This is a genomic window from Umezakia ovalisporum Ak1311, from assembly GCF_029891685.1.
GTDB classification, from domain to species: Bacteria; Cyanobacteriota; Cyanobacteriia; order Cyanobacteriales; family Nostocaceae; genus Umezakia; species Umezakia ovalisporum.
In genome coordinates, this window is record NZ_JANQDJ010000040.1 from 1 (window position 1) to 24802 (window position 24802).

Here is a 24802-nt window from a genome sequence, read left to right on the forward strand (position 1 = left end):
CGCCCATAAAGTACAAGAAATTAAACCTTTAATTGAATCTGTGGGCGCAAAAGTTCTTTATCAATCCCCCTATTCTCCTGACTTTAATCCTATAGAACACTGGTGGTGACAATTAAAAGCTTTTTTACGCTCCTTTTCTCCTACTACTGCACAAATGGTTGATATTCTTATTGCCACTGCTCTTGATTTAATTAATCCCAAGCATTTAAAAAACTGGTTTACTAACTGTTACTACTGTGCCTCATCAACCTGAAATTTGCTGTAACTGTTACACGTTTAATTTGTAGATTTATGAAATTCTGTAAAAATGTAGATATTCAACATTTTTCATCGTCTCAAGGTTATATTATTGGCAATTAACATAGTATTTTTAATTTTTTGAGCACAAATGAGTCCAATTTTTTTTCATAAAATAGTATTGATTTGGTTAAAGATTAATTTATGAATTTCTCATTATTTTCTTTGCCATGTTTGTTAAGTCCTGAGAATAGTTATTTTCATAACAGAGAAATTTACGAATGTTTTTGAGTGTCTCTTTTTTGCAGGAGGTGTCTCAAAAAATTATTTAATGTGTACAGGAGAATAAAGCCTAAGTCAGCATATTTTTTTGACTTGTTTAAGTAGGAACAGATAATTTTACTGATTGCAACAGTTATTTGCAGGTAAGGTTGATGAAAAGCGATACACCAGAAGAGTTAAACTCAGATAGAGAAATTGAACGTTTAATAGATGAAGTGATGTCCTCAACCCTAACTGATTTAACTGATGAACAATACCGCCAAAAGATGCAACGGCGTAAAGAGATACAGGATCGGCGTATAGCCCAGGCTGTGCCAGAAAAAGGATTAATTATTGTCAATACTGGTAATGGTAAAGGTAAGACAACTGCGGCTTTGGGGATGGTATTGCGATCGCTTGGTCATGGCTATAAGGTGGCAATTGTCCAATTCATCAAAGGTGCGTGGGAACCATCAGAAAAGAAAGTTTTCAGCCTTTGGGAAGACCAGATAGAATTTCACGCTATGGGCGAAGGTTTTACCTGGGAAACTCAAGACCGCGATCGTGATATCGATAAAGCCAGCGCAGCTTGGGAAAAGTCGTTAGAGTATATCCGCAATCCAGATTTTCAGTTAGTGCTCTTGGATGAAATCAATATTGCTTTGAAAATGGGCTATTTACAAGTAGAGCAAGTTTTGGCTGGTTTAGCAGAAAAACCACCTAATAAGCATATAATTCTCACAGGTAGAGGCGCGCCAGCTGCTTTAATTGAGCTAGCAGATTTAGTCACGGAAATGACTTTAATTAAACATCCTTTCCGAGATCAGGGTGTCAAGGCGCAACCAGGGATTGAGTTTTAATTCACACTTTTGTAAACTTCTTTACAAACTTCTAAAATGCGGAGATCCCTGGCGCTGATGGAGTTGATCTCATGATAGTCTTGCAATGCTACAGAGTAGGGATAACTACTCATCTGGTCATCATTGTAGTTGGGTATTTGTAGTTGATTAACTGTAGCTAATTTATCTACCCCAACTTCACCAGGTGAAGCACTAACTGTCATTACCAATTCTCCCGATTGGTTTATAGCTCCTTGAAAGCAACTAAAATCTGATTCTGGCATATATAACACACCAGTTATCCTGCTTTGGCGCTTCTCAAATAGGACATACCTTTGACCAATCTGGCTAGCTTGTGACGATTGGCCATAAAGATAAGTGCCATCTTTTTTGGGTAAATTTGCCCTTGAAAATCTTGAATTGCTGCTAACTAACGATGTAGTTTCAGGTGTAAGGTTTATATTCTCTAATAATTTGTCAGAGGACACAAATCTAGAATGCTGTTCAATTGAACCATAGTCAGTGTTTAAGGTGGTAATTTCTGACTCTTCAGTATGATTTCTAATTGGACGGTTAGCCTTAATTTTGTGAATTAGGCTTCTTTGTTCTTGAACTTGTCTGAGACGGGATAGAAGAGGTGTTTTATTTGATTGGGAAAAATCGGGATTTATGGTTGTGGAAGTAAATGCTGTTTGTATTTGGTTAGTTAATACTGGTTTAATTTGTTCACTAACAACCCCTAGAGTGAGAAGTAAGCCAATCATGGGAAGTGTCAACTTACGCGCAGTCAAGAATTTAGTAATGTTTTTCAGCACTTATCCCTCCCGTCAAAAAAAGTAACTCTTTCCTCTGAAACTTACTTAAACCATAACCAAATACTGATTGTTAAAAAATCTGTTAAAGGTTGGCTGTATATTTCTATTGTCTAGAAAAACAATGCAGTAAAACAAAAGTTTTCATGTAATTTTGGGCTGCAATTGCATAATGTTGCCATTTTGGCCGCTTATATTTCTGGTGACAGATTGATCTCAAGATGGAGGGCGTCTACAGAAAAAAACACAAAAATCGCCCCCTGAGTTCAGGAGGCGCGTCACCGCAAGGGATCTGCTTTTAGCTAGCAACGTATTCTTTCACATTGGCGCGACGACGGCGCAAATGAGCAAGGGCTTGATGTTCTAGCTGGCGAACGCGCTCACGGCTGAGATTTAAGCGTTCACCTACTTTGGCTAAAGACATTTCGTTACCATCTTCTAAACCAAAGCGCAAGGACAAAACTTGTCGCTGTTGAGGGGTTAGTTCTGCCAACAAGTTATTCAGGTCTTGACGCAAGAATTCTTGGGTGGTGTAATACTCTGGAGATGGGCTTTCATCTTCGAGCATTTCTTGCAATTCAGTATCCTGGTTATCACCCACTTTCACATCCAAAGAAACTGGTTGACGAGCCATGTTGAGATACTCGCGAATTTGAATCGGCTCTAGTTCCAACTCTTGAGCAATTTCGCCAGGAGTAGGTGATCGCCCAAATTTTTGCGCCAGTTCTCGCTGTACTTTTTTGATTTTGTTCAGTTTCTCGGTGATGTGAATCGGTAAGCGAATGGTACGTCCTTGCTGGGCAATGGCACGGGTAATTGCTTGACGAATCCACCAGTAAGCATAGGTGGAAAATTTATAACCCCTTGTGGGATCAAACTTTTCTACACCACGTTCTAGTCCTAGAGTTCCTTCTTGGATCAGATCCAAGAACTCCATGTTGCGCTTTTGATATTTCTTAGCGATCGCCACAACCAAGCGCAAGTTGGCTTCAATCATCTTTTGCTTTGCTCGTTTACCCAAAGCTACAGTATGTTTAATCTCTGTTTCAGGTTGATTAACATGGGCAGCCCACTCTGATAAACTGGGATCATGATCTAGCTTTTTGGCTAAAGCTTCTTTAGCCTCCAAAAGCGCCATCATTTGTTGTACCTGCTTGCCAAAAATAATTTCTTCTTCTCGAGTTAGCAATGGTACACGACCAATTTCCCGCAGATAGGTTCTCACCATATCAGCCGTGAATTTGGTATTGATGTTTTCGGTTTTATTGTTAACAATAGCCATTGGTGCGTTGTCCTCTACTCCGTAAATACAACGGATCTTTTATAACTAAATCTGGTCTGGAAAGGTAGTACACATATCACGGAACATAGGGCGCTACCAAAAGAAGTCAATTCATACACCGCGTATGGAAGATCAAGAAGATGCATCCCTGATATAGGTTCCTTTACCTTCCCTAAATTTTTGAATCTCTTAGAAGCACACTTGATGATTAAGGAAAAATCTTTTTATCTTCAGCAGCGATCTGCAACTGTAAAATATGAAGTCGATATGAGTTCTACTTACTTCTATTATATTAAGACAAATCAACTAGATAGTAAAGTAACTTGGACAAATCCCACAATTATAATGCAAAACTGTTTTGTGAAAAAAAAATTCCCTCTATTCCATCAACTATATCTATAGTGACGCTAAAAAAGCTTCCTCAGTTGCTTATATGTAGCCGGATAACCGAACTGTGTCACCTGTGAAGATGGAGGGATGTTACGAACGTTGGAATTTGAGGATAGTCAAATCATTTGGAATTTAACTAACGAAGTTAATATCGACTCATCCCTAGCGATGGGCTGGAGACTCAGCACTCTCTAAGGGACAATCAGCACTGGGCAAGGGGAAAGGTTAATAACACGAGTGGTAACACTATCACTTGCCCCCTCTTCAGTCAAGCCCAAACCTCTACAGCCCATAATAATTAAATCTGCCCCAATGTCATCAGCAACATCGCAGATAGTAAAGGCTGGTTTGCCTTGTCTTTCCAGAATCTCAGACTGAATTCCTTGCTGTGAAAACAAAGATTGGGCATTTTCCAGCAGTTTGGCAACAACGTCTGATGATACCATCGGATCTGGAATTGGTGCATCTGCGGGGGTTTCTTCTACCACAGACAGCAGCACCAAACGACTGCCGTATTTTTGCACAACGTTGGCCACTACATCAGCAGCCGAGCGTGCTTCTCGGCTTTGATCAATTGGAAATAGCACTGTTTTGAACATCTTGCTCTCCTAGCACCCCTGACTCCGGTAAAATCTTGATAGTTCTACTTTCAAAACAATAACAAAAAGGCAATCAGGAGAGTCTATCTATGTCCAAAAAAACTTTAGCAAATTTATCGGCGACAGATATCTCTGGTAAACGTGCCTTAGTTCGGGTTGACTTTAACGTACCTCTGGATGACAAAGCCAACATTACAGACGATACTCGTATTCGTGCGGCACTGCCGACTATCAAGGATTTGATCCAGAAGGAAGCTAAGATAATTTTAGCCAGCCATTTTGGTCGTCCCAAGGGTGTGGATGACACATTGCGTTTAACCCCAGTTGCTAAACGTCTGTCGGAATTGCTGGGTCAAGAAGTGGTTAAAACTGATGATTGCATCGGGAATGCAGTTTCTGCCCAAGTAGATGCTTTACAAAATGGACAAGTTCTGCTTTTAGAAAATGTTCGTTTTTACAAAGAAGAAGAGAATAACGACCCAGAATTTGCCAAAAAACTGGCAGCTAATGCTGATTTTTATGTAAATGATGCTTTTGGTACTGCACACCGTGCCCATGCTTCTACTGAAGGTGTAACCCACTACTTGAGTCCTTGCGTGGGCGGATATTTAATTGAAAAAGAACTGCAATACTTGCAAAGCGCCATTGAAAATCCACAACGTCCTTTGGCAGCGATTATTGGCGGTTCTAAGGTTTCTAGCAAAATTGGTGTCATTGAAACTCTACTGGAGAAATGCGACAAGCTGATCATCGGCGGTGGGATGATTTTCACTTTCTACAAGGCCCGTGGTTTGAGTGTTGGTAAGTCTCTAGTGGAAGAAGACAAACTAGAACTAGCTAAGAGTTTAGAGGCTAAAGCAAGGGAACGTGGCGTGGCTTTATTACTACCCACAGATATTGTCTCGGCTGATAAGTTTGCCTATGATGCCAATGCTACAACTGTCAGCATTGAAGATATTCCTGATGATCGTATGGGTTTGGATATTGGACCCGAGTCGGTTAAGGTGTTCCAAGCAGCATTGGCTGATTGCAAAACCGTGATTTGGAATGGGCCAATGGGTGTATTTGAGTTTGATAAATTTGCCGCAGGTACAGAAGCGATCGCGCAGACTCTGGCGGAAATTGGCAAAACTGGTACAACCACTATCATCGGCGGCGGTGACTCAGTGGCCGCTGTGGAAAAGGTCGGTTTAGCTGATCAAATGAGCCACATTTCTACCGGCGGCGGTGCTAGCTTGGAGTTGCTAGAAGGTAAAATCTTGCCTGGTATTGCTGCTTTAGACGAAGCGTAACTACTTAGTGGTTAACAGTGATCAGTATCATGCTTTGATGGCTGGTCATTGTTAACTTTCATCAAATTATCAAACTCAGTTGGATTGAGTATCACCAAGTGTTGGGCTTTCTATGGGTGTGGGTTCTGGGGTGGGTGTGGGTTCTGGGCTGGGTGTGGGTTCTGGGGTGAGTGTGGGTTCTGGGGTGGGTGTGGGTTCTGGTGTGGGTGTGGGTTCTGGTGTGGGTGTTTCTGCGCTAATGGTGAGTTGATAACTCAGTGGTTCTGATGCCGTGGAGGCCAGGACAAATTCATAAAATCCGGATTCTGGTAATTTAACAGATAAATTGCGTTCTGTGGAATCTTCTAAAAATTTGACTTTGCCAGAAGGTGAATATACTGAAAGTAAAATTGGAGAACTTGCTTTTAGCCGCACTTCCATTAATTGATTCTGGGCAAGGTTAGCAATAAAAACTTTACCACCAGCCGGGTGAGCAGCAGGCTGAAGATTGCCGTTCACGGTTTTGCTCGTGGCACCTGAATCAAATGTAATTTTTGCCAAAGCTGTACGGGAACGGAGAGCATTAAGTTTATCACTGACAAACCCGTGCCAAACTTGCCCAATGGGTTGATTAATAAAGTTTTTGCCTTGCTGTTGAGGAAATTCGTTGAAGAAGGCGGTATCTGCTAAATCATACAAAGAAGTAGTACTAACATTGATTTTGTTCACTTCAACTCGCCAAGCTTCCCGTTCTGCTACTGTGTAAGTTCCTAATTGTCGCCGGGCGCTGGTACTCAATGGAGCGAGTTTTTCTAGTAATTGGGCGGCGGTTTCATCCCACTCTGCACGTAAACTCTCATCTTTCGGTTCAGCGCTGAGATTTTCTCTTTGTGAACTGGGGTTATTCTGCCAAAAAATTTGATTTACTAAGCTCACATAAAAGCTAGAATCAATACCCAATTGTTCACGGCGATTATTTAATCTTAGTTTGCGTTGTCGTTCTGCTAAGGAAAATTCGGCTGAGGAATCAGTGGGATCTTTGACGGTGGGAGTAGGGCTGGGTGTGGGTGCAACTTTTTCTAGATCGCCATCGTCATCGGTGACCACCCAGAAAACTCCTCCCGCCGCGGTAGCTAGTACAAGTACTGATACAAAGACTTTTACTGCTGTCCACCAGGTTGTGGGCTGGAGTGATGGGGGTGATGGAGATGATGGAAGTGATGGAGAGACCGCTAGCGTGGCTGATGTTGGTTCCGAAGTGGTGGGATATTGAGTTGGGGAATAGCTGAATTGTGGCGGGTTGAGGGCTTGCAATACCTGACGAGCTGATTGGTAACGATCGCTTGGTCTAGGAGATAGCATTTTATCTAATACCTGTCCAAAAGCTGGAGTAAGACTAGTTTCTCTGCGCCATTGCCAAGTCAGATTGTCATGATTGATTAGTTCTTGGGGCTGTTTACCTGTCAATAAAACCAGCATTGTTACGGCCAAGGCATACAAGTCACTATGAGTAGAGACTAAACCTGTTTGCATCTGTTCTGGAGGTGCAAATCCTACTTTACCTAGTAGAGTTGGTGATGGGGAAGATGTTTGTTTATCAGCTTGGTAATATTCTGAGGCCACTGTTGCTGCTACCTGTTTAACTCCGCCAAAGTCAATTAATACTGGTAATTGGTCACTGGTGCGAAGAATTAAATTATCTGGTGAAATATCGCGATGAATTACCCCCATTGAGTGTATGTAATCTACGACTGGGAGAATTTGTAGTAACAATTGCCGGATTTCAGATTCAGTAAAACGCAACCCTTGCTGTTGACGTGCATTTAATATATGACTGTAGGTTTTTCCTTCGACGTAATCCTGCACTAAAAACAGGTATTGTTTGCCTTGTAAATTAATTCGCAGCAATTCTCGAAAACTGGGAATTTGGGGGTGTTGCAGCTTGTAGAGAACACTGGCTTCTCGCTTAAATAATTCTTCAGCTTTTTCAACAACATAATCAGTTTGAACTTGAGGGGAAAATTCCTTTAAAACACAAAGTTCACGGAAGCGGTTAATGTCTTCAGCTAAATAAGTACGTCCAAAACCACCCTGACCAATTTGACGAACTATTATATAGCGCTCGCTTAAAGTCACACCCGGTTGAATACTATTATTTATATACATAAGTCATTAGTCATTGGCTGCTGGCAAGAGTATACTTTTTTTCACATTTGACTGGTCATAGGAAAAATTATCCGTTAACTGCTAACTGTCAACGGTCAACCGTTATCTTATTTTTACTTTGCTGACTTGATCAGTGGCAAGCGCATACCAAATTTGACCTAAAGTCCGTGGATTCATTTTCCCAGGCTGTTGTCCTGGAAACAACTGCTCAAATTTTTCGTTTGTATCTTTGTTGAGTTGGTTAATTGTATAATTCCCCCACTGTCCTGCTCTTGCTTGTTCTCTCCAAATTTTCTCATTTTTTGAACTATAGCTTCCTAATTGCCGACGAGCTGGTGTACTTAGATTGGCTCGTTTTATTTTATATAACAAATCTTCGGCCATAGAAATCCATTCATCTCTTAACAGTGCGTCTTCTGGTCCAGAACTGAGGCTACGCCCATTTAATTCTGGTTTCTGAGCATAAAATAAATTATCGACAAACTCTGTAAAAAATCCTTCTGGTATTTGTAGCTGTTCCCGGTGGCTTAAAATTTCAGTGATGCCATCAGAACCTCTGTCACTGACTGGCCTGGCCATAGGATTGGGTAAGCTAGGAATTTTAGGTATAGAAATTGTGGGTACGGTAGTGGAAGTGACGTTGCGAAGGATTGAATTTGCTATTGCCCAGATACCTGCACTAGTTAAAACGACTAAAGTTGTTCCCGCAAGACTAACGGCAAAGGGGGATATCCAAACTGGAAGGGTAATGCTTTTATCAAGTATTTTGGCTTTATTGTGGATTTTACTGAGAATTTGTCCAGGAGCAACCACCATTGTCTTCATTTTAGTCAGGTATGTGGTGGGTGGTTTAATTTTGATGCTAGAGGGTAAATCCTCAAGTACCTGTTCTGCGGTTTGGTAGCGATCGCTTGGCCGATGAGCAAGCATTTTTTTTAACACACCTTCCAATTGACTACTGACTTTAATTTCCTTTCCCCAGTGCCAAATTCCTTCATAGGTATTGTAGAGTTTTTGGGGTTCTTTACCCGTGAGCAGAACTAAAGCTGTCACTGCCAAAGAATATAAATCGCTATTAAAAAACACTTTACCTTGGCGTAATTGTTCTTCTGGTGCATAGCCCTTTTTACCCAATAAAGTATTATTCACAGCCAACCGAGTAAACCACAAACCTTGAAAACCTGTCAATTGCTTCACACCACCAAAGTCTATCAGCATAGGTAGATGATCAGAACTTCGCCAAATCAAATTATCGGGAGAAATATCACGGTGAACCACATCTCGTGAGTGGATGTAGGATAACACAGGTAAAATCTGCTCCAGCATCGTTATTACTTCCTCTTCGGTAAAATTTTTACCTTGACCTTGGCGCTGCTCTAACAATTGGTAATAACTACTACCATCTATATAATCTTGCACTAAGAAGAAAAAATCTTTACTTCCTACCAGCACTTGTAGCGAAGCACGAAAACGGGGGATTTGAGGATGCTGGAGTGTTTTAAGAACATTGGCTTCTCGCTCAAATAATTCTTTAGCTTTTTGTAAATCTTGCTGTGTTGTTACTTGGGGGGCGAATTCCTTCAGCACACAGGGTTGCTGAGATTTATAGTTATCTTCTGCCAAATAAGTGCGGCCAAAACCACCTTGACCTAATTGACGGATGATGCGATAACGATCATCGACAACCTCCCCAAAAGCCAGAGGGAATGGATCACCACAGTGGATACAAAAACGGTTACCACCGATGTTGCTGTGTTGTCTACTGCAATATACCCGCATAATGCTGAAGGCTGAACTAAGGTTTTATTAACTTACTACAACTAGCACAGTTCCAGTTACGGTTAGGATCAGAAAATTCCCTGATCAAAGGTTTGAGAAAGTTAAATCATAGCTACAATACTGGCAACACCTCACCATAAATATGATGAACGACAAATCACAAGGAAAGCGAGCCATAAGGGCATTTGAAGATTTTGTATCTACTTCCTTAGAAACACGACTACAAAAAAATCTCAATCTTTCCAGCCCATCAATAGCGATAAATTTATTTAATGATGTAGCTACTAATGTACCTGCTTACAAAGCTTTTTTAGCAGAACAAGAAATTGATCCCAGGGCTATCCAAACATTTGAGGACTTTCAGAAACTACCTATAATTAATAAAGAAAATTACATATCTCGTTATCCTTTGGCTGAGTTGTGCCGCTACGGAAAGTTAGAAGCCTGCGATATGATAGCCGCCTCTTCTGGTTCCACGGGTAAACCCACATTTTGGCCGCGTTTTTTCACTGATGAATTGCAGATTGCTACACGCTTTGAACAAATATTTTATGATAGTTTTTATGCTGATGTCACACGCACTTTAGCTGTTATTTGTTTCTCATTAGGCACTTGGGTAGGTGGAATGTTCACTACCAATTGCTGTCGCTATCTTGCTAGTAAAGGCTATCCTGTGACTGTAATTACCCCTGGTAATAATAAAGAAGAAATTTTACGTGTTATACAGGAAATAGGTGCAGCTTTTGAGCAGGTAGTTTTGTTAGGATATCCGCCATTTCTTAAAGATGTAATAGACACTGGTATTGCCCGTGGTGTGGAGTGGCAGCAATATTATATTAAATTAGTGATGGCGGGAGAAGTATTTAGTGAAGAATGGCGGAGTTTGGTAGGTGAGAGAGTAGGGGCGCAAAATGCTTGTTACGATTTTGCCTCAATGTATGGTACTGCGGACGCAGGTGTATTGGGTAATGAAACACCTTTGAGCATATGCATTCGTCGTTTCTTGGCTGAACATCCAGATGCAGCTAAAGCTTTATTTGGTGAATCTCGTTTACCGACATTGGTACAATACGACCCCATTAGTCGTTTTTTTGAAGTTGAGGATGGCAAATTGCTATTTTCAGGAAATAATGGTATTCCTTTGATTCGCTATAACATCATGGACAATGGTGGGATAATTAGTTATGATGACATGCTCCATTTCTTAACTGAGTGGGGATTTGATCCTGTGGAACATCTGCGTTGTCAAACTCAACATTTACCTAGAGGAATTTATCCATTACCCTTTGTCTATGTTTTCGGTCGCTCTAACTTTACAGTTTCCTACTTTGGTGCGAATATTTATCCAGAAAATGTCACAGTGGGATTAGAACAAGCCGGAATTACTGAATGGGTGACGGGAAAGTTCGTCTTGCAGGTGAAAGAAGATGCAGATCAAAATCGATTTTTATATGTGGTGGTTGAGTTAGCACCAGGGGTAGAAGGAAGTGAAGACAAGCGACAAGCTATAATGGCCTCAATTCTTTCACAACTCTTGCGCCTGAACAGTGAGTTTGCTCACTATGTTCCCCCAGAATATCAAATGCCACAAGTCACATTAGCTCAAATGGGTGATTCTGAATATTTCCCTACAGGTGTGAAACATCGTTATACGCGCAGGTAGTTGGGATGTAGGGGCTTTGGGAGTATCTTAGTTTTAACCTAAAAAAAGGTAAGTAATATTGAAACCCTCCCCGTACATTGGGGAGGGCGACAAGCCCTAACTAAAAGTTCTAATTCCCGGTGGGAAAACCCGGGAGTGTTTTTTAGTAGCGGTTATGAAAGTTACCAGCGCTACCACCCCGATTACCACCAAAGGAAGCTCTGTCCTCTTTGGGTTTAGCTTTATTCACTTTTAAGTCGCGTCCCATCCATTCAGCACCATCTAAGGCTTCAATGGCTGCCGTTTCTTCAGTGTCTGTACCCATGTCTACGAAAGCAAACCCACGCACACGGCCTGTTTCACGGTCGGTAGGTATTTGAACCCGTTTTACAGTACCGTAATCTGCAAATACCGCAGTTAGTGCCTCTTGGGTCACTTGGTAAGATAGGTTGCCTATATAAATTGACATTAATTGTCTCCAAAATCACAAACTATGTAGAGATTTAGATTTCGGAGAGAAGTCTGTAAATACCACAAGGGAAAAGCCTGTCAATACTAAAAACAAACGCTGTCGCCGAATTAATTCTCATTCCAATTCTGACACAGAATTTCAAGAATCAAAGGGGGAAGCTCCAGAAAATGTTACAAAAAGTTGTGATAACTTAATTTTTATTTACTTTTTTCAGTTGACCACAGTTTAGCAACACACCCCACAATGGGCAGTGGGGGGGCAAAACTTGTACTGAACCTAGCCATAGTATGCCCACCCTAGAAATTAATTGCTTGACCGATTGTACTTACAAGTCAGGAGGCAAAATTACCTGGTCAATGGCGTGGATTACACCATTACTACCCTTAATATCTGCCTGAACTACTTTGGCATCATTGACCATGACACCATTAGCGTCAACTTTGACCTCAATGTTCCCGCCTTCAAGGCTTTTCACTGTGCCAGATGATAAATCAGTAGATAAAACTGTACCGCTTACTACATGGTAAGTTAAGAGTTTCAACAAAATTTCTTTATTCTCTGGCTTTAACAAATCTCTCACAGCGTCTTGGGGTAATCTGGCAAATGCAGCATCAGTGGGAGCAAAAACTGTGAGTTGGTTTTGACCTTGTAAAACGTCTGTTAATCCCGCTGCTTTTAAAGCTGTGGTTAAGGTTGTAAAGGAGGGGCTGGACTCTGCCAATGCTAACAAGGTTTTCTTTTGAGTTTGAGTCTCGGTTTCTGGTGTAGTTTTGGGGGGTGTTGCTCTAGGGGTGCGTGTATCCGGAGGGGTAGCCGAAGGTGCAGTCCGAGGACTACGGTTATAGGGAGGTTCATTGAAAATGCTGGGTCTAGGATTAAGACCTCTACTATCTGCTTGTGCTACTAAATTATCCTTTGGCTGGTTGGCTTGGGATGGTAAAGCAATCAGGAGACTAATCCCTGCTAACCCCACTACCCTTGCCAACTTAGTATGCAATTTGCCGTAATTTGCCTTCATAAATTTTGTTTGTCTTTGAGTTCATACAGGTCACATAAAGCTTTATAACACTTCACTCGCCAAAATATGTAAATTAAGGATCAAGATTTTTGGTCAATATGAGTATATAAGGTTACTATCTATGTTTTTGAGCATCTGGATTTTAAAATCAAGTAAACTGAGCATATTTATCTATTAAATTTGTTTATTTAATATTTAAATCAATCAAAAAATAAGTTTTTCAATAAAAACACTTAACCACCGACAATTGCATAAAAACGCCTATTTTGTCCATATTTTTGGAGAAAATTGCTGCGTTTTTCAGGAAAATTACTTGAACTAAAGATACAATAAGAGCATTGTTCTATTAATGTGTTAAAAGTAGAGATTATGCTGGAATTATACCAATGGGAGTTATCTCACTATTCAGAGAAAGTTCGGTTAATCCTGGATTATAAAGGGCTAGATTACCGGAAAATAGAAGTTACACCAGGCATGGGACAAGTAGATTTATTCCGCGTGACTGGTCAAAGACAAGTGCCAGTTTTAAAAGACGGTAATAGATATATTGTTGATTCCACTGAAATTGCTAAGTATTTAGATTTAGAATATCCTGATCGCCCACTCATACCTCAAGACCCCCAGACCCGGGGTTTATGCTTATTGATGGAAGAATGGGCAGATACATCAATAGGTGTCAAAAGCAGGACGGCTTTTTTTTCTGCCATTAGTCAAGACCAAGATTTCCGCAAGTCTTTGTTGCCTAATTCTACACCTGATATATTCAAAACTCTAGTGGCTGGGGTTCCTAGTGATGTGTTGACTGTGTTAGGCTTTGGGGTAGGTTATGGCCCTGATGTGATCAAATCAGCGATCGCGGACTTGAAACAGGACTTAGAATCGTTAACACTAATATTAGCAAATAGTCCATATTTAACAGGAGACGAGCCAACTTTAGCTGACTTAGCAGTGGCTAGTTTATCAATACTGCTCAAGTTCCCCGAAATCGCTTATCTAGATTTACCGGCCGGTATTAGAGGAAAAGGTGTGCCGGGATTGGCAGATAATCCTGATTATCAACCATTCTTTACCTGGCGCGATGGCTTGTATGCTCAATTTCGTAAACCGTTAATTGGTGCAGCTACAACTACAACAGCACCGACTGCGATTCAAATTGAATAAGTGATGAGTGTTGATGAGGGGATGAGGGAGAATAAACTACAATTCAACTTGATATGGAGACTGATGATCCAGTTCTCAACCCAGGATGAAAGTCTCCTTACTTCCACTCAGCACTCAGCACTTAAAATATGAATGCGGCACAACCATTAGGTTCGGTAACACAAGGTTCTCTAACTGGGGGATTAGAAGTACGATTACACCCGGATGTTTCCGTTGAAGATATGCGGGTGGGTAAATTTTTAGTTGTGCATGGTTTGCGATCGCGCTTTTTCTGTATGCTCACAGATGTGGCACTGGGAAACGCTAATGCACGCATTATTGCTAATCCCCCTGGTTGGGAAGACACTTTTTTACGAGAAGTTTTAGCCGGTAGTGGTATATACGGTACTATCAACCTCTCACCCATGTTGATGTTTACACCGGAATCTCATGAATCTTTGTCGTCAACCAATGGTAAATCAGATCATAATTTACTACCATCGGCAAATGGTCTGGCATCATTCCAGCCCCAAACCAGTACCACAATAGAATTACTACCGGTTAAAACTATTCCCAGTCATTTTAGCCAAGTTTATGAAGCCACTGAAGAAGATTTCCGCCGAGTATTTGGTTGGGAAGATGACCCCCAAAGGCGTAATTTTTCCATTGGTAAACCGTTAGATATGGATGTACCTGTCTGCATTGATTTAAACCGCTTTGTTGAACGTAGTAATGGCGTGTTTGGTAAATCTGGTACTGGTAAGTCTTTCTTGACACGTTTATTATTAGCTGGAGTAATCCGCAAAGGTGCGGCAGTAAACTTGATATTTGATATGCACTCTGAGTATGGCTGGGAAGCGGTGGCCGAAGGTAAAAATGTGAATACTGTTAAAGGCTTAAAGCAATTATTTCCTGGTAAGGTAGAAGTCTACACCCTTGACCCCACATCCACAAAACGTCGGGGTGTACGTGATGCACAAGAACTGTATTTGAGTTATGAACAAATTCAAGTTGAAGATATTAAATTATGCAGCCGAGAATTAGGACTTTCGGAAGCGGCTTTAGATAACGCCAGTATTTTGTTTAATGAATTTGGTAAATCTTGGATTCCCCAATTGTTTAACATGACAAGTGAGGATGTCAAACTTTTTTGCGAAGAAAAACCAGGACATCCGGGTTCCATTACTTCCTTACAGCGTAAACTCCTGCGCTTAGATAGTTTGAAATATATGCGGGGTGTTTGTCCCGAGAATTATGTGCATAAAATTGTGCAATCTTTGGAAGGTGGGAAAAACGTAGTGATAGAATTTGGTTCCCAGTCCAATATGCTTTCTTATATGTTAGTGACTAACATGATCACCAGAAGGATTCATGAACATTACGTAGAAAAAGCAGATAAATTTCTGCAAAGCAAAAATCCATGCCATCGCCCGACACCGCTAATGATTACCATTGAAGAAGCACACCGTTTCCTTGACCCGACAATAGTACAAAGTACAATTTTTGGTACCATCGCTCGTGAACTGCGAAAATATTTTGTAACCTTGCTAGTGGTAGATCAACGTCCATCAGGAATTGACAATGAAGTTATGTCCCAGATTGGTACACGCATCACCGCTTTGCTAAATGATGAGAAAGATATTGATGCAATTTTTACTGGTGTATCTGGTGCCGGTAGTTTGCGCTCAGTGTTAGCAAAATTAGATTCTAAGCAACAAGCCCTAATTTTAGGTCATGCTGTTCCCATGCCAGTGGTGGTGAGGACGCGACCTTATGATACACAATTTTACACTGAAATCGGTGATCCGGCTTGGGATGAAAAAGCAGATGCAGAAGTGTTTGCTGCTGCGGAATTAGCAAAAGCTGATTTGGGTTTTTAGCTGTTTTACATAAAATTCAATATCTACTGAGATTGGGTATAAAAACAAAGGCAACATTTCGGAGGACGTTTTGGTGTTTAGTTTCACTTCTTACCCTAGAAAATATTGCCATAATGTAACAAGCATCACACTGAAATAAAGCTGATAACCTGTATAATTGTTTAAAGTGACACTATTACAATATAGACTTAAATTTTAAGTAATTAATATGCTGGTGAAATCTAACGTTCAGTTAACAATTTCTTTAACTGGACTTGGTTTAAACAATGAGGATTTACAAGCAAAAAGACAAAATTTGCTATCCCAGTCAACAAAGGTCAACAGGGTTGAAGATGCAGATTTAGTCCCGGTGGAAAACGCACCCAAAAACACCAAGACTTTAAGCAGCTTTTAGTTTAAGTTCTTCAATGCAGAGGTGAACATTCCTAGTATTAAGACTTTGTTCAATTTGTTGAGCGCTCCCTTGGCCAACAAACCAATGAAGATGGTGCTGAAAGCGCCTAATGGCAAAAACTGAACACACAAGCCAATAATAGAGAATAATTTACATTTGCTTGCCAAAAAGCACAAAAAGCACAAAATTTTCTCAACCGTACATCAAAGAACTAAGATGGCCAAAATAGCATTGCTGATAGGCATTAGTGAATATGACCCAGGATTAGCACCCCTACCCAAGGCTGTAAATGATGTAGAAGCGATGCAGCGAGTTCTAGTCAACCCAGAAATGGGTGGTTTTGCTGAGGGAGATGTCAGAGTGCTGAAAAATCCCCAACGGCAAGATATGGAAAATGCTATTTATCACTTGTATGCTAATCGTCACAAAGATGACTTAGTGCTTTTTTACTTTTCTGGTCATGGGGTGACTGATGAGAGTGGTGATTTTTACTTCTCCACTCGCCAAACCCAAAAAAATCAGAATAAATTGATTCCCACCACAGCTGTAGCAGCGACAAATGTACATAGTTGGATGAACAAAAGCAAATCTAAGCGACTGGTAGTAATTTTAGATTGCTGCTTTAGTGCGGCTTTTGCCAAGGGGTTGACAACTAAAAATAGTGGAACAATTGACCTAGAACAATACTTAGGAGGTGAAGGAAGGGCAATTCTCACAGCTTCTACTTCCACACAATATGCTTTTGAGTCCGATGGCTTGGACTTGTCGATATACACTCATTATTTAGTAGAGGGAATTGACACAGGTGTAGCAGATCAAGATGGAGATGGTTTAATTGCAGTGGATGAACTGCATCAGTACGCCAAAAGTAAAGTGCAAGAAGCATCCCCGGCCATGACACCAGAATTTTATCCCCATAAGGAAGGTTATCGAATTTTTCTAGCCAAGTCGCCCAAGGATGACCCCAAGCTCAAATATCGCCAGGAAGTTGAACGCCGCTTCAATCGTGGTAAATTTACCATTCCTGCTCGTCACTTGTTAAACTTATTGCGCTTGGAATTGAACCTTGACCCTGATGTTGCTGATGCTATTGAAGCAGAAGTTCACCAACCATATCGGGAGTATCAAAGGAGGTTAAAAGAATACGAAGACACTCTGACTGCAACAATTGCAGATGAGCCTAACCTAAGTGAAACAACTCTCAAAGACCTCAAAGACTATCAGCAACATTTAGGCTTGAGAGATGAAGATGTCGCACCAATACAAACACTAATTATTGGTCAACCAAAATCAAGGCCATCCGTCAAACACATATCTAAATCCATTCCACAAAATCCAGCCAATGAATTTGAGTTTGACATAGTAACTGTCGATGCTCAAGGGGAATTGTTCAACTTCTGTGAAAAACAGGTTGAGTTGTTTACAACAGAGGACTTAGGTAATAACGTATTTCTGGAGATGGTAGCAATTCCCGGTGGTACATTTCTCATGGGTTCACCAGAAAATGAGCCAAAACGAGATCAATCTGAAAGTCCTCAGCATACCGTCACCATTCAACCTTTTTTCATGGGGAAATTTCCCGTTACCCAAGTTCAATGGTCAGTCGTTGCAGCTTTCGATAAGGTAAATATCGATTTACATCCCCACCCATCTAAATTTAAGGGTGCTAACCGTCCTGTGGAATGTATTGCTTGGGATGAAGCTGTGGAGTTTTGCGCCCGACTATCTCAAAAGACTAGAAAAATCTATCGCTTACCCAGTGAGGCTGAATGGGAATATGCTTGCCGAGCAGGAACCACCACAGCGTTTTATTTTGGTGAGACGATTACTACAGAGTTAGCAAATTATCAGAGCAATTACAGTTATGATTGTACTCCTAACGCTGAATATCCGGGCGAAACAACTGATGTAGGTGAATTTCCTGCCAATGCCTTTGGTTTATATGATATCCATGGTAATGTATGGGAGTGGTGTCAGGATGAGTGGCACGAAAATTATAACAATGCACCAACAGACGGTACACCTTGGCTAAATGATCACGATAGTGAGTTGCGCTGCCTACGGGGCGGTTCCTGGTACGACAACATAGAAATATGCCGTTCCGCCTATCGCGGCTACGCTGCCCGCCACGACCCGTACATCAATCTTGGTTTTCGTGTTGTCTGTCAGGTTAATTGACCCTCTCTCCATCCAGTGAAAATCCTCTGGTGTCATCAGCACCAGAGAATGCTGTGGCGATTACTTAGTTCCAATCCACAGCACAAAAGCTTCCATACTCGATATAATCGTTTAAAATGACTGTAAATCCTATGGAAACGATTAATATGCTGGGAACATCTAACATTCAGGTGACAATTTCTTTAACTGAACTTGGTTTAGACGATGAGGATTTACAAGCAGAAGTACAAAACTTGCTACCCCAGCTAAGAGAAGTGGATGGGGTGGAAGATGCAGATTTAGTCTCAGTGGAAACTGCACCTAAGAATACAAAGGCTTTAGGCGGTTTTTTGTTAGGGTTGTTAAATGCAGAAGTGAACATTGCTAATATTAAGACTTTGTTTACTTTTTTGGGCGATCGACTGGGCAACAAACCAATTAAAATGTTACTTAAAGCACCTGACGGCAGAGAACTGAACATAGAAGCCGGCAGTCAAAAAGAATTTGAATTTGCTTACCAAAGAGCACAAGATTTTCTCAACGGGACATCAAAAAACTAAGATGGCCAAAATAACATTGCTGATGGGCATTAGTGAATGTGATCCAGGGTTAGCACCTTTACCCAAGGCTGTAAATGATTTAGAAGCGATGCAGCGATTTCTAGTCAACCCAGAAATGGGTGATTTTTCTGAGGGAGATGTGACAGTCCTGAAAAATCCCCAACGACAAGATATGGAAAATGCTATTTATCACTTGTGTGCTACATGCTAATCGTCACAAACATGACTTAGTGCTTTTTTACTTCTCCACCCGGGAAAGCAAAAGAAAATCAGAATAGGTAATACCAGGGTTTTAATCAACAGGTATTTGTAAATTGGCATAAAATGGAATTCCTGACCCCTTGAGTCAGTTTTTTCATCTGTCGGAAACTGGTGAAGGAAAAATGTAGCTGTTTAACCTAATTGTTCAAATAAATCAGCCAATACTACATTAGAAAATAAAAACCCTTGGGGATCGCATAACCGCAACCTTCCCCCAACAACTTCTACCCAACCTTCATCTTCATAAGGCTGTAAACATTGGTGAATTTTTTTTACATTATCCTCCCCAAACCTCTCGGACAACATTGCCAAACTCACACCCTCGGCTAAACGCAACCCTAACATTAGGGTTTCTAATAAAACTTCCTCTGGTGGAGTTACTTCGCAATCAATTACACCCCCTGCTTCCACCCAGTGGTAATATTCCTTCGTTTTCCGGGGACGAGTGAAGCGCTTACCATCCACATAACTCGCCGCACCCATACCAAAACCATAATAAGGGCGGTTTTCCCAATAAACTCGATTATGCCGACATTGATGCCCAGGACGGGCATAGTTAGAAATTTCGTAATGTTCATAACCTGCACTGGTCAAAACTTGCTGTGCCATTTGGTACATTTTGACTGTGGTTTCATCGGTTGGTAATGGTTTGTCTCCCGGTTGGTAGTAACGACCAAAAACTGTACCGGGTTCTATGGTCAGGTCATAAATAGATATGTGGGTAGGCATAAATTTTACTGCTTGCTTCAGAGAAGCTTGCCATTGCTCTAGAGATTGATGTGGTAAGCCAGAGATCAGATCTAAGCTAAATTCGGGAATTTCTACTTGGTGAATTAATTCCACAGATGTGAAAATATCCACAACAGAGTGCGATCGCCCCGCAACTCGTAATAACTCGGATTGCAATGCTTGTACGCCCAAACTTACCCGGTTGACACCAGCGCTACGATAGCCAGATATATGTGCCAAATCAAAGGTACCTGGGTCTACTTCCATAGAAATTTCTACGTCAGAAGCAATGCCAAAATGTTTTTTCAGGGCTACTAGTATATTTTGTAACTGTTCAACTGATAGTAAAGAAGGGGTACCACCACCGAAAAAAATCGTCTTTAGAGGTTCACTAGTCCCTGTCACCATGGCGATTTCTTGACATAGTACGTTGACATACCGAGAAATGGGACCAGATGTTTCACCTCGCTGGCCATCGCCCACAACAGACACCGGAAAATCGCAATAAAAACAGCGTCGTCGGCAAAAAGGAATGTGTACATAAGCAGAACTGGCAATGTGAGAACCATTATTTTTTGGACTCATTTTGAGAAACAATTGATTAACTCAACTAAAAATTAAAACAGCGAAAATAAGTAATTTTTTACAAGTTTTTATCATTTGACAACAAAATCATGAAAAATATTAAGAGAAATGACTTTCGTTATAATATTTGCAGATATTACCTGCTTCAACGCCTAGTGTAAGTCAATATTAATGAATCTCTCGTACTGATCAAAAATACTTGACTTCATCGGGTCACATAATCGCAGGAAAAAACATAACTATGCTTGATGCCATTATCATTCTCTCATTTATCCTAGCTGCTGCGGGAATAGGGTTCTATAGCATTGAACTACTACCCGATGGTTCCCTAGATGGCGTGACAAACCTAGACGCTTTACGCTTAGTTGTTGCCGTATTTGCTTCCATCATTGGTGGTGCGGTGGGGCTGAGTTTTCAAACATCCTATCGTCGATTAGAAGCACAAGTCCGGGAAATGCCCCTGGAAATGATTTTGACTCGTGCTATTGGCTTAGTAATTGGATTATTGCTAGCTAACTTAATGCTAGCACCGTTATTTTTGCTGCCTATCCCAACGGATTTTGGCTTTATTAAGCCACTGGTAGCAGTTGTGGGCAGTATTTTACTAGCTGTAACGGGGATGAATTTGGCCGACACCCACGGACGGGGTTTGTTGCGGTTCATTACCCCCAACACCGTAGAGACAATGGTGGTGGAAGGAACACTCAAGCCTGCCCACACTAAAGTTTTAGACACGAGTTGTATTATTGATGGTCGTATTGAAGCCTTACTAGAAACCGGATTTCTGGAAGGACAAATTTTAGTACCACAGTTTGTCTTGCAGGAATTGCAACAAGTAGCCGATGCTAGTAAAGATCAAAAGCGGGTACGGGGAAGACGGGGATTAGAAATTCTCAACCGTATTAAGAAAGATTACCCAGACCGTATTTTGATTCATCCGGTTGACTATGAAGATATCGGTACAGTCGATGCCAAATTAGTGCGCTTTGCCCAAGAAATTAACGGTACACTTCTGACGAATGATTACAACTTATCTAAAGTAGCCAGTGTGCAGAAAGTACCTGTGTTGAATGTTAATGACTTGGTAAATGCTGTGCGTTCTACTTATTTACCTGGTGATAATCTTGACTTGAAGATTCTCAAGGAAGGCAAAGAACCGAGTCAAGGTGTGGGCTATCTAGACGATGGGACAATGGTTGTGGTAGAGGAAGGTAGTAATTATGTTGGTGGTGAAGTCAGAGTGGTAGTCACCAGTGCTTTACAAACCTCCGCAGGACGAATGATTTTTGCTAAACCACAAGCTTCTGCTTTGGCGTGAGGTAAATGTCAGGTAAAAATAGAGTTAAGTTTTGCCATCGGTGTAGTCAGGCTGCACCGATTTTGTATAGGGTGAGGTTTGAACAAGCAGGGAACTGGATTTTTGTTTGTGGTCAATGTTGGCGGAATGTGAGTGAAAATAACCCGTTTTATGTTTATGGTGGAACTTGGAAAGCTCGAAAAAAATAAATAGATCCAGGACTTTCCAGGAATGTGAGGCACAGATAATGGGAAAATTTTTTGGGGGTGAGCATCTTGCCTGCCCGGCAGGCAAGACTTGTACTGAACCTACTCAAAGTATACCCGCCCTAGTCTTAGGAATTTTGCAAAACTGTCTTTGATACCATCCTAGTTTTTTTCAGGTCTGCTTGGGAAAGTTCTTCCCCAGCTTGCAGACGGGTGGCGGAAGCTTGCAGTACCGTCGCTGCACCTTGATCTCCTATTTGTAAGGCGGTTTTGGCCGCCGTTTGTAACATTGTCGCTGCACCTACGCGATCGCCTTGATGCAATTTGGTTTCAGCTAATTGAGTTTGTCGGTATTTAGCTAATGCCAAAATAGACTGTTGCACTAGAGGATTGGGGGCGGGTTGATAGGAGTTCACTACATCTGCGTATATGGGCACCATTGGAGAAAATAAGTCCTGTTTATTCACAGATGGATCATCGTAACGAATTTGTAGGTGTCCGATGATTTGTTTGCCTTCCGGTAATTGTCCCAGATAGATATTAGCTAAAACCACCCTTTCCATATTTTGCATTACATCACCCAAGCGTACGGCAAAGCCTCCGTGAGTTTCTGGTTGTACTGGTAACTCGATGGTGTCTGGGGAGACTTGGGCAATGGGTTTAAATTCTGCTAGGCGGACTTGGGGAATGAAAGACAGCAGCAGGTGGGCATTGGTTAACCTGACTGATTGAATACGCTGGAACAGATGATGAAACTGATCCAGTATTTGTTCAGGACGCTCAATGTAGGCGAGAGCACCACCACCTGCATCAGCAATTTTTTCCAACAAATCGTGGTTCCAATCATCACCAAAACCAAGAGTGTTGATGGTGAGATTAATTTTAGTGGCTTTTTGGGCTAGTTGTAGACAGCGCTGATGATCGTCTTTGCCAATTTCAAATTTCCAAATCCGAAAACTACTTTCACCATGACCATCTGTGAGTAGAAATGCTTGGGAAACAGATCCTCTTGTGCCTTTCATAAGTTCTGTGATTCCCAGTTGTAAACCTTCGGCAATGGATGTACCACCCCCGGCTTTGAGTTTCTTGTTAATTTGGGCTTTGAGACTGGCGGTGTCTTGGACTTTTTGGTTGGGAATGATCACTTCAGCCAAACCGGCAAAAGCTACAACCGAAATGCGATGGACTAGGGTGGGTGTTTCTTTGTCATCTGGCTGTAGGCGATCTAATAATTGCTCTACCGCCTGAATAACTGTGGCCATGGGTCTACCATGCATGGAACCACTTTGATCCAAAATTAAACATAAGTTCAATGGTAAATGCTCGGTCTGTTTATCAGCAAGCGCCGAAATTGAAATAGCCAGTTGACGTTGGTTACTTGATTTCGCCGCATCAACATTAGTATCATTTAAGGCACAAAGCAATTGTACTTTCATTGGTGAGGAGTATCTTGCAACACGGTTTTTGAGACAATTCTGGTTTTCTTGCGATCACTATCAGATAATTCTTGCCCAGTTTGAAGTCGAGTTGCAGAAGTTTGTAATACTGTTGCTGCACCTTTATCTCCCATTTGCAGAGCAGTTTTAGCAGCAGTTTGCAGCATTGTAGCAGCACCAGCGCGATCGCCTTGTTGCAATTTTACTTCAGCCAGCTGGGTTTGTCGGTACTTGGCTAAAGCTAAAATACACTTCTGCACACGGTAATCTATCTTTGGTTGGTAAGCCCCAGTGACATTGGTATACACTGGGATATTATCTGTGAATAAGCCCATCCGATTTTGAGCAGGGTCATCGTAGCAGACCTGGATATTAGCGATGGACTGTTTACCTTCTGGCAACTGTCCCAGGTAAATATTAGCCAAAATTATCCGTTCTGCATCTTTCATTAAATCTCCCAGGCGTACACCAAAGCGCCCATCTGCTTGTTGCTGAACGGGTAACTCAATGGTATCTGGGGCTACTTGGGCAATGGGTTTGAGTTCTGCTAGCCGGACATGGGGCATGAGGGAAATGAGTAAATAAGCATTTGTTAGTCCCACTATTTGTATGCGGCTGAACAGGCGGTTAAACTCATCTGCTGCTTGTTCCGGTTTTTGAATATGGGACAAACTACCTAAGCCAGCATCAGCAATTTTTTCTAAAACATCCTGATTCCATTTGTCCCCGAATCCTAAGGCATTTAAGGTCAAATTATAGCCTGTAGCCAGTTGAGCAAATTTTAAACAGCGTTGGTTATCACCGTGTTCGTTTTCACCATCAGTTAATAAAAAGCCTTGAGAAACTGTTTCTTTTTTTCCCTTGGCTAATTCCTCAATTCCCAAACGCAAACCTTCATCAATGGCAGTACCACCATCGGCAGAGAGACTGTTAATTTGTTTTTTAATTTCTTCTGGGTTGAGGACGATTTGATTTGGTACCAAAACTTTGGCACGGTGGTCAAAAGCTACAACACTGAGGCGATCGCCAGGCTTAAGTTTATTAACCAGACCAATAGCTGCTTGTTTGACAGTTTCCAGGGGTCGCCCGTGCATCGAACCACTATGGTCGAGAATTAAGCATAAATTTAGTGGAACATTGCGGTCTTGAATTTCTGAGCTTGCCGAAATCGATATTGCCAACTGACGTTGACTGCTCAGTTGATGCGGGTCTAAATTAGCATCACTCAATATAGGCTGCAAATTCACCTTCATAACCCAAAATTCCTAGTTAGGATATAATAAGTAGCTTCAAACTGCCCCATCGGCACTATGGAAAAATTAGGGACTGGGGACTAGAGAGTGGAAAGTAATGACTGATGACAAATGACTAAAATGACTAATTAGCGAG

20 protein-coding genes and 1 pseudogene are annotated in these 24802 nt (G+C 41.4%); 11 read left to right on the plus strand and 10 right to left on the minus strand.

The window, feature by feature from the left end:
- Nucleotides 1-106 (plus strand): annotated as a pseudogene (locus NWP25_RS18650) (transposase); the annotation flags it as partial.
- A 565-nt stretch (nt 107-671) separates the two neighbouring features.
- On the plus strand, nt 672-1358 hold the full coding sequence (gene cobO, locus NWP25_RS05660) for a cob(I)yrinic acid a,c-diamide adenosyltransferase (protein ID WP_280650637.1): 687 nt from the start codon (nt 672-674) through the stop codon (nt 1356-1358).
- Here cobO and NWP25_RS05665 read toward each other — a convergent pair.
- From NWP25_RS05665 to NWP25_RS05675, 3 genes are all read right to left on the minus strand, one after another.
- Nucleotides 1355-2152, minus strand: coding sequence for a hypothetical protein (locus tag NWP25_RS05665; RefSeq protein ID WP_280650638.1), 798 nt, complete (start codon nt 2150-2152; stop codon nt 1355-1357). The two genes, cobO and NWP25_RS05665, sit on opposite strands and share 4 nt — an antisense overlap.
- Nucleotides 2153-2447: 295 nt before the next feature.
- Nucleotides 2448-3431 (minus strand): RNA polymerase sigma factor, RpoD/SigA family, encoded by a 984-nt coding sequence (locus tag NWP25_RS05670; RefSeq protein WP_280650639.1) that lies wholly within the window; start codon nt 3429-3431, stop codon nt 2448-2450.
- Between the two features lie 581 nt (nt 3432-4012).
- Entirely contained in the window at nt 4013-4420 is a 408-nt protein-coding gene (locus tag NWP25_RS05675) for a universal stress protein (protein ID WP_280650640.1), read from the minus strand.
- Between the two features lie 89 nt (nt 4421-4509).
- Here NWP25_RS05675 and NWP25_RS05680 point away from each other — a divergent pair, with 89 nt between their 5' ends.
- On the plus strand, nt 4510-5712 hold the full coding sequence (locus tag NWP25_RS05680; protein WP_280698999.1) for a phosphoglycerate kinase: 1203 nt from the start codon (nt 4510-4512) through the stop codon (nt 5710-5712).
- 75 nt (nt 5713-5787) lie between these two features.
- Here NWP25_RS05680 and NWP25_RS05685 read toward each other — a convergent pair whose 3' ends face one another.
- Complete coding sequence (locus NWP25_RS05685; RefSeq protein WP_280650642.1) at nt 5788-7857, minus strand: serine/threonine-protein kinase; 2070 nt, start codon at nt 7855-7857, stop codon at nt 5788-5790.
- Nucleotides 7858-7959: 102 nt separating this feature from the next.
- Nucleotides 7960-9636: a serine/threonine-protein kinase gene (locus tag NWP25_RS05690; RefSeq protein ID WP_280650643.1), complete on the minus strand. Its 1677-nt coding sequence runs from the start codon at nt 9634-9636 to the stop codon at nt 7960-7962.
- A 145-nt stretch (nt 9637-9781) separates the two neighbouring features.
- Here NWP25_RS05690 and NWP25_RS05695 point away from each other — a divergent pair, with 145 nt between their 5' ends.
- Nucleotides 9782-11299, plus strand: coding sequence for a phenylacetate--CoA ligase family protein (locus tag NWP25_RS05695; protein ID WP_280650754.1), 1518 nt, complete (start codon nt 9782-9784; stop codon nt 11297-11299).
- A 142-nt stretch (nt 11300-11441) separates the two neighbouring features.
- On the opposite strand, the gene NWP25_RS05700 is transcribed toward NWP25_RS05695, so the two are convergent.
- Both NWP25_RS05700 and NWP25_RS05705 read right to left on the minus strand, forming a co-directional pair.
- On the minus strand, nt 11442-11747 hold the full coding sequence (locus tag NWP25_RS05700) for an RNA recognition motif domain-containing protein (RefSeq protein ID WP_280650644.1): 306 nt from the start codon (nt 11745-11747) through the stop codon (nt 11442-11444).
- A gap of 328 nt (nt 11748-12075) precedes the next feature.
- Complete coding sequence (locus tag NWP25_RS05705) at nt 12076-12768, minus strand: fasciclin domain-containing protein (RefSeq protein ID WP_280650645.1); 693 nt, start codon at nt 12766-12768, stop codon at nt 12076-12078.
- Nucleotides 12769-13137: 369 nt separating this feature from the next.
- Here NWP25_RS05705 and NWP25_RS05710 point away from each other — a divergent pair, with 369 nt between their 5' ends.
- From NWP25_RS05710 to NWP25_RS05735, 6 genes are all read left to right on the plus strand, one after another.
- A complete protein-coding gene (locus NWP25_RS05710; protein WP_280650646.1) occupies nt 13138-13929 on the plus strand; it encodes a glutathione S-transferase family protein in 792 nt (263 codons plus the stop codon).
- A gap of 128 nt (nt 13930-14057) precedes the next feature.
- Nucleotides 14058-15788 (plus strand): helicase HerA domain-containing protein, encoded by a 1731-nt coding sequence (locus NWP25_RS05715; RefSeq protein ID WP_280650647.1) that lies wholly within the window; start codon nt 14058-14060, stop codon nt 15786-15788.
- Between the two features lie 208 nt (nt 15789-15996).
- Nucleotides 15997-16182: a hypothetical protein gene (locus NWP25_RS05720; RefSeq protein WP_280650648.1), complete on the plus strand. Its 186-nt coding sequence runs from the start codon at nt 15997-15999 to the stop codon at nt 16180-16182.
- Nucleotides 16183-16398: 216 nt separating this feature from the next.
- Entirely contained in the window at nt 16399-18360 is a 1962-nt protein-coding gene (locus NWP25_RS05725) for a caspase, EACC1-associated type (protein WP_280699001.1), read from the plus strand.
- A 116-nt stretch (nt 18361-18476) separates the two neighbouring features.
- On the plus strand, nt 18477-18899 hold the full coding sequence (locus tag NWP25_RS05730; RefSeq protein ID WP_280650650.1) for a sugar ABC transporter permease: 423 nt from the start codon (nt 18477-18479) through the stop codon (nt 18897-18899).
- A 1-nt stretch (nt 18900) separates the two neighbouring features.
- A complete protein-coding gene (locus NWP25_RS05735) occupies nt 18901-19110 on the plus strand; it encodes a caspase family protein (protein WP_280699003.1) in 210 nt (69 codons plus the stop codon).
- Between the two features lie 182 nt (nt 19111-19292).
- Here NWP25_RS05735 and hemW read toward each other — a convergent pair whose 3' ends face one another.
- Nucleotides 19293-20474 (minus strand): radical SAM family heme chaperone HemW, encoded by a 1182-nt coding sequence (gene hemW, locus NWP25_RS05740; protein ID WP_280699005.1) that lies wholly within the window; start codon nt 20472-20474, stop codon nt 19293-19295.
- A gap of 241 nt (nt 20475-20715) precedes the next feature.
- On the opposite strand from hemW, the gene NWP25_RS05745 reads away from it, so the two are divergent.
- Nucleotides 20716-21792 (plus strand): PIN/TRAM domain-containing protein, encoded by a 1077-nt coding sequence (locus NWP25_RS05745; protein WP_280650653.1) that lies wholly within the window; start codon nt 20716-20718, stop codon nt 21790-21792.
- A gap of 313 nt (nt 21793-22105) precedes the next feature.
- Here the strand turns inward: NWP25_RS05745 and NWP25_RS05750 are convergent, their stop codons facing one another.
- Both NWP25_RS05750 and NWP25_RS05755 read right to left on the minus strand, forming a co-directional pair.
- The gene (locus NWP25_RS05750; RefSeq protein WP_280650654.1) at nt 22106-23413 is read right to left on the minus strand and encodes a vWA domain-containing protein; all 1308 of its coding nucleotides are present in this window, start codon (nt 23411-23413) and stop codon (nt 22106-22108) included.
- Complete coding sequence (locus NWP25_RS05755; RefSeq protein ID WP_280699007.1) at nt 23410-24666, minus strand: vWA domain-containing protein; 1257 nt, start codon at nt 24664-24666, stop codon at nt 23410-23412. Before NWP25_RS05755 ends, NWP25_RS05750 begins: the two co-directional genes overlap by 4 nt.
- Nucleotides 24667-24802: the final 136 nt, after the last annotated feature.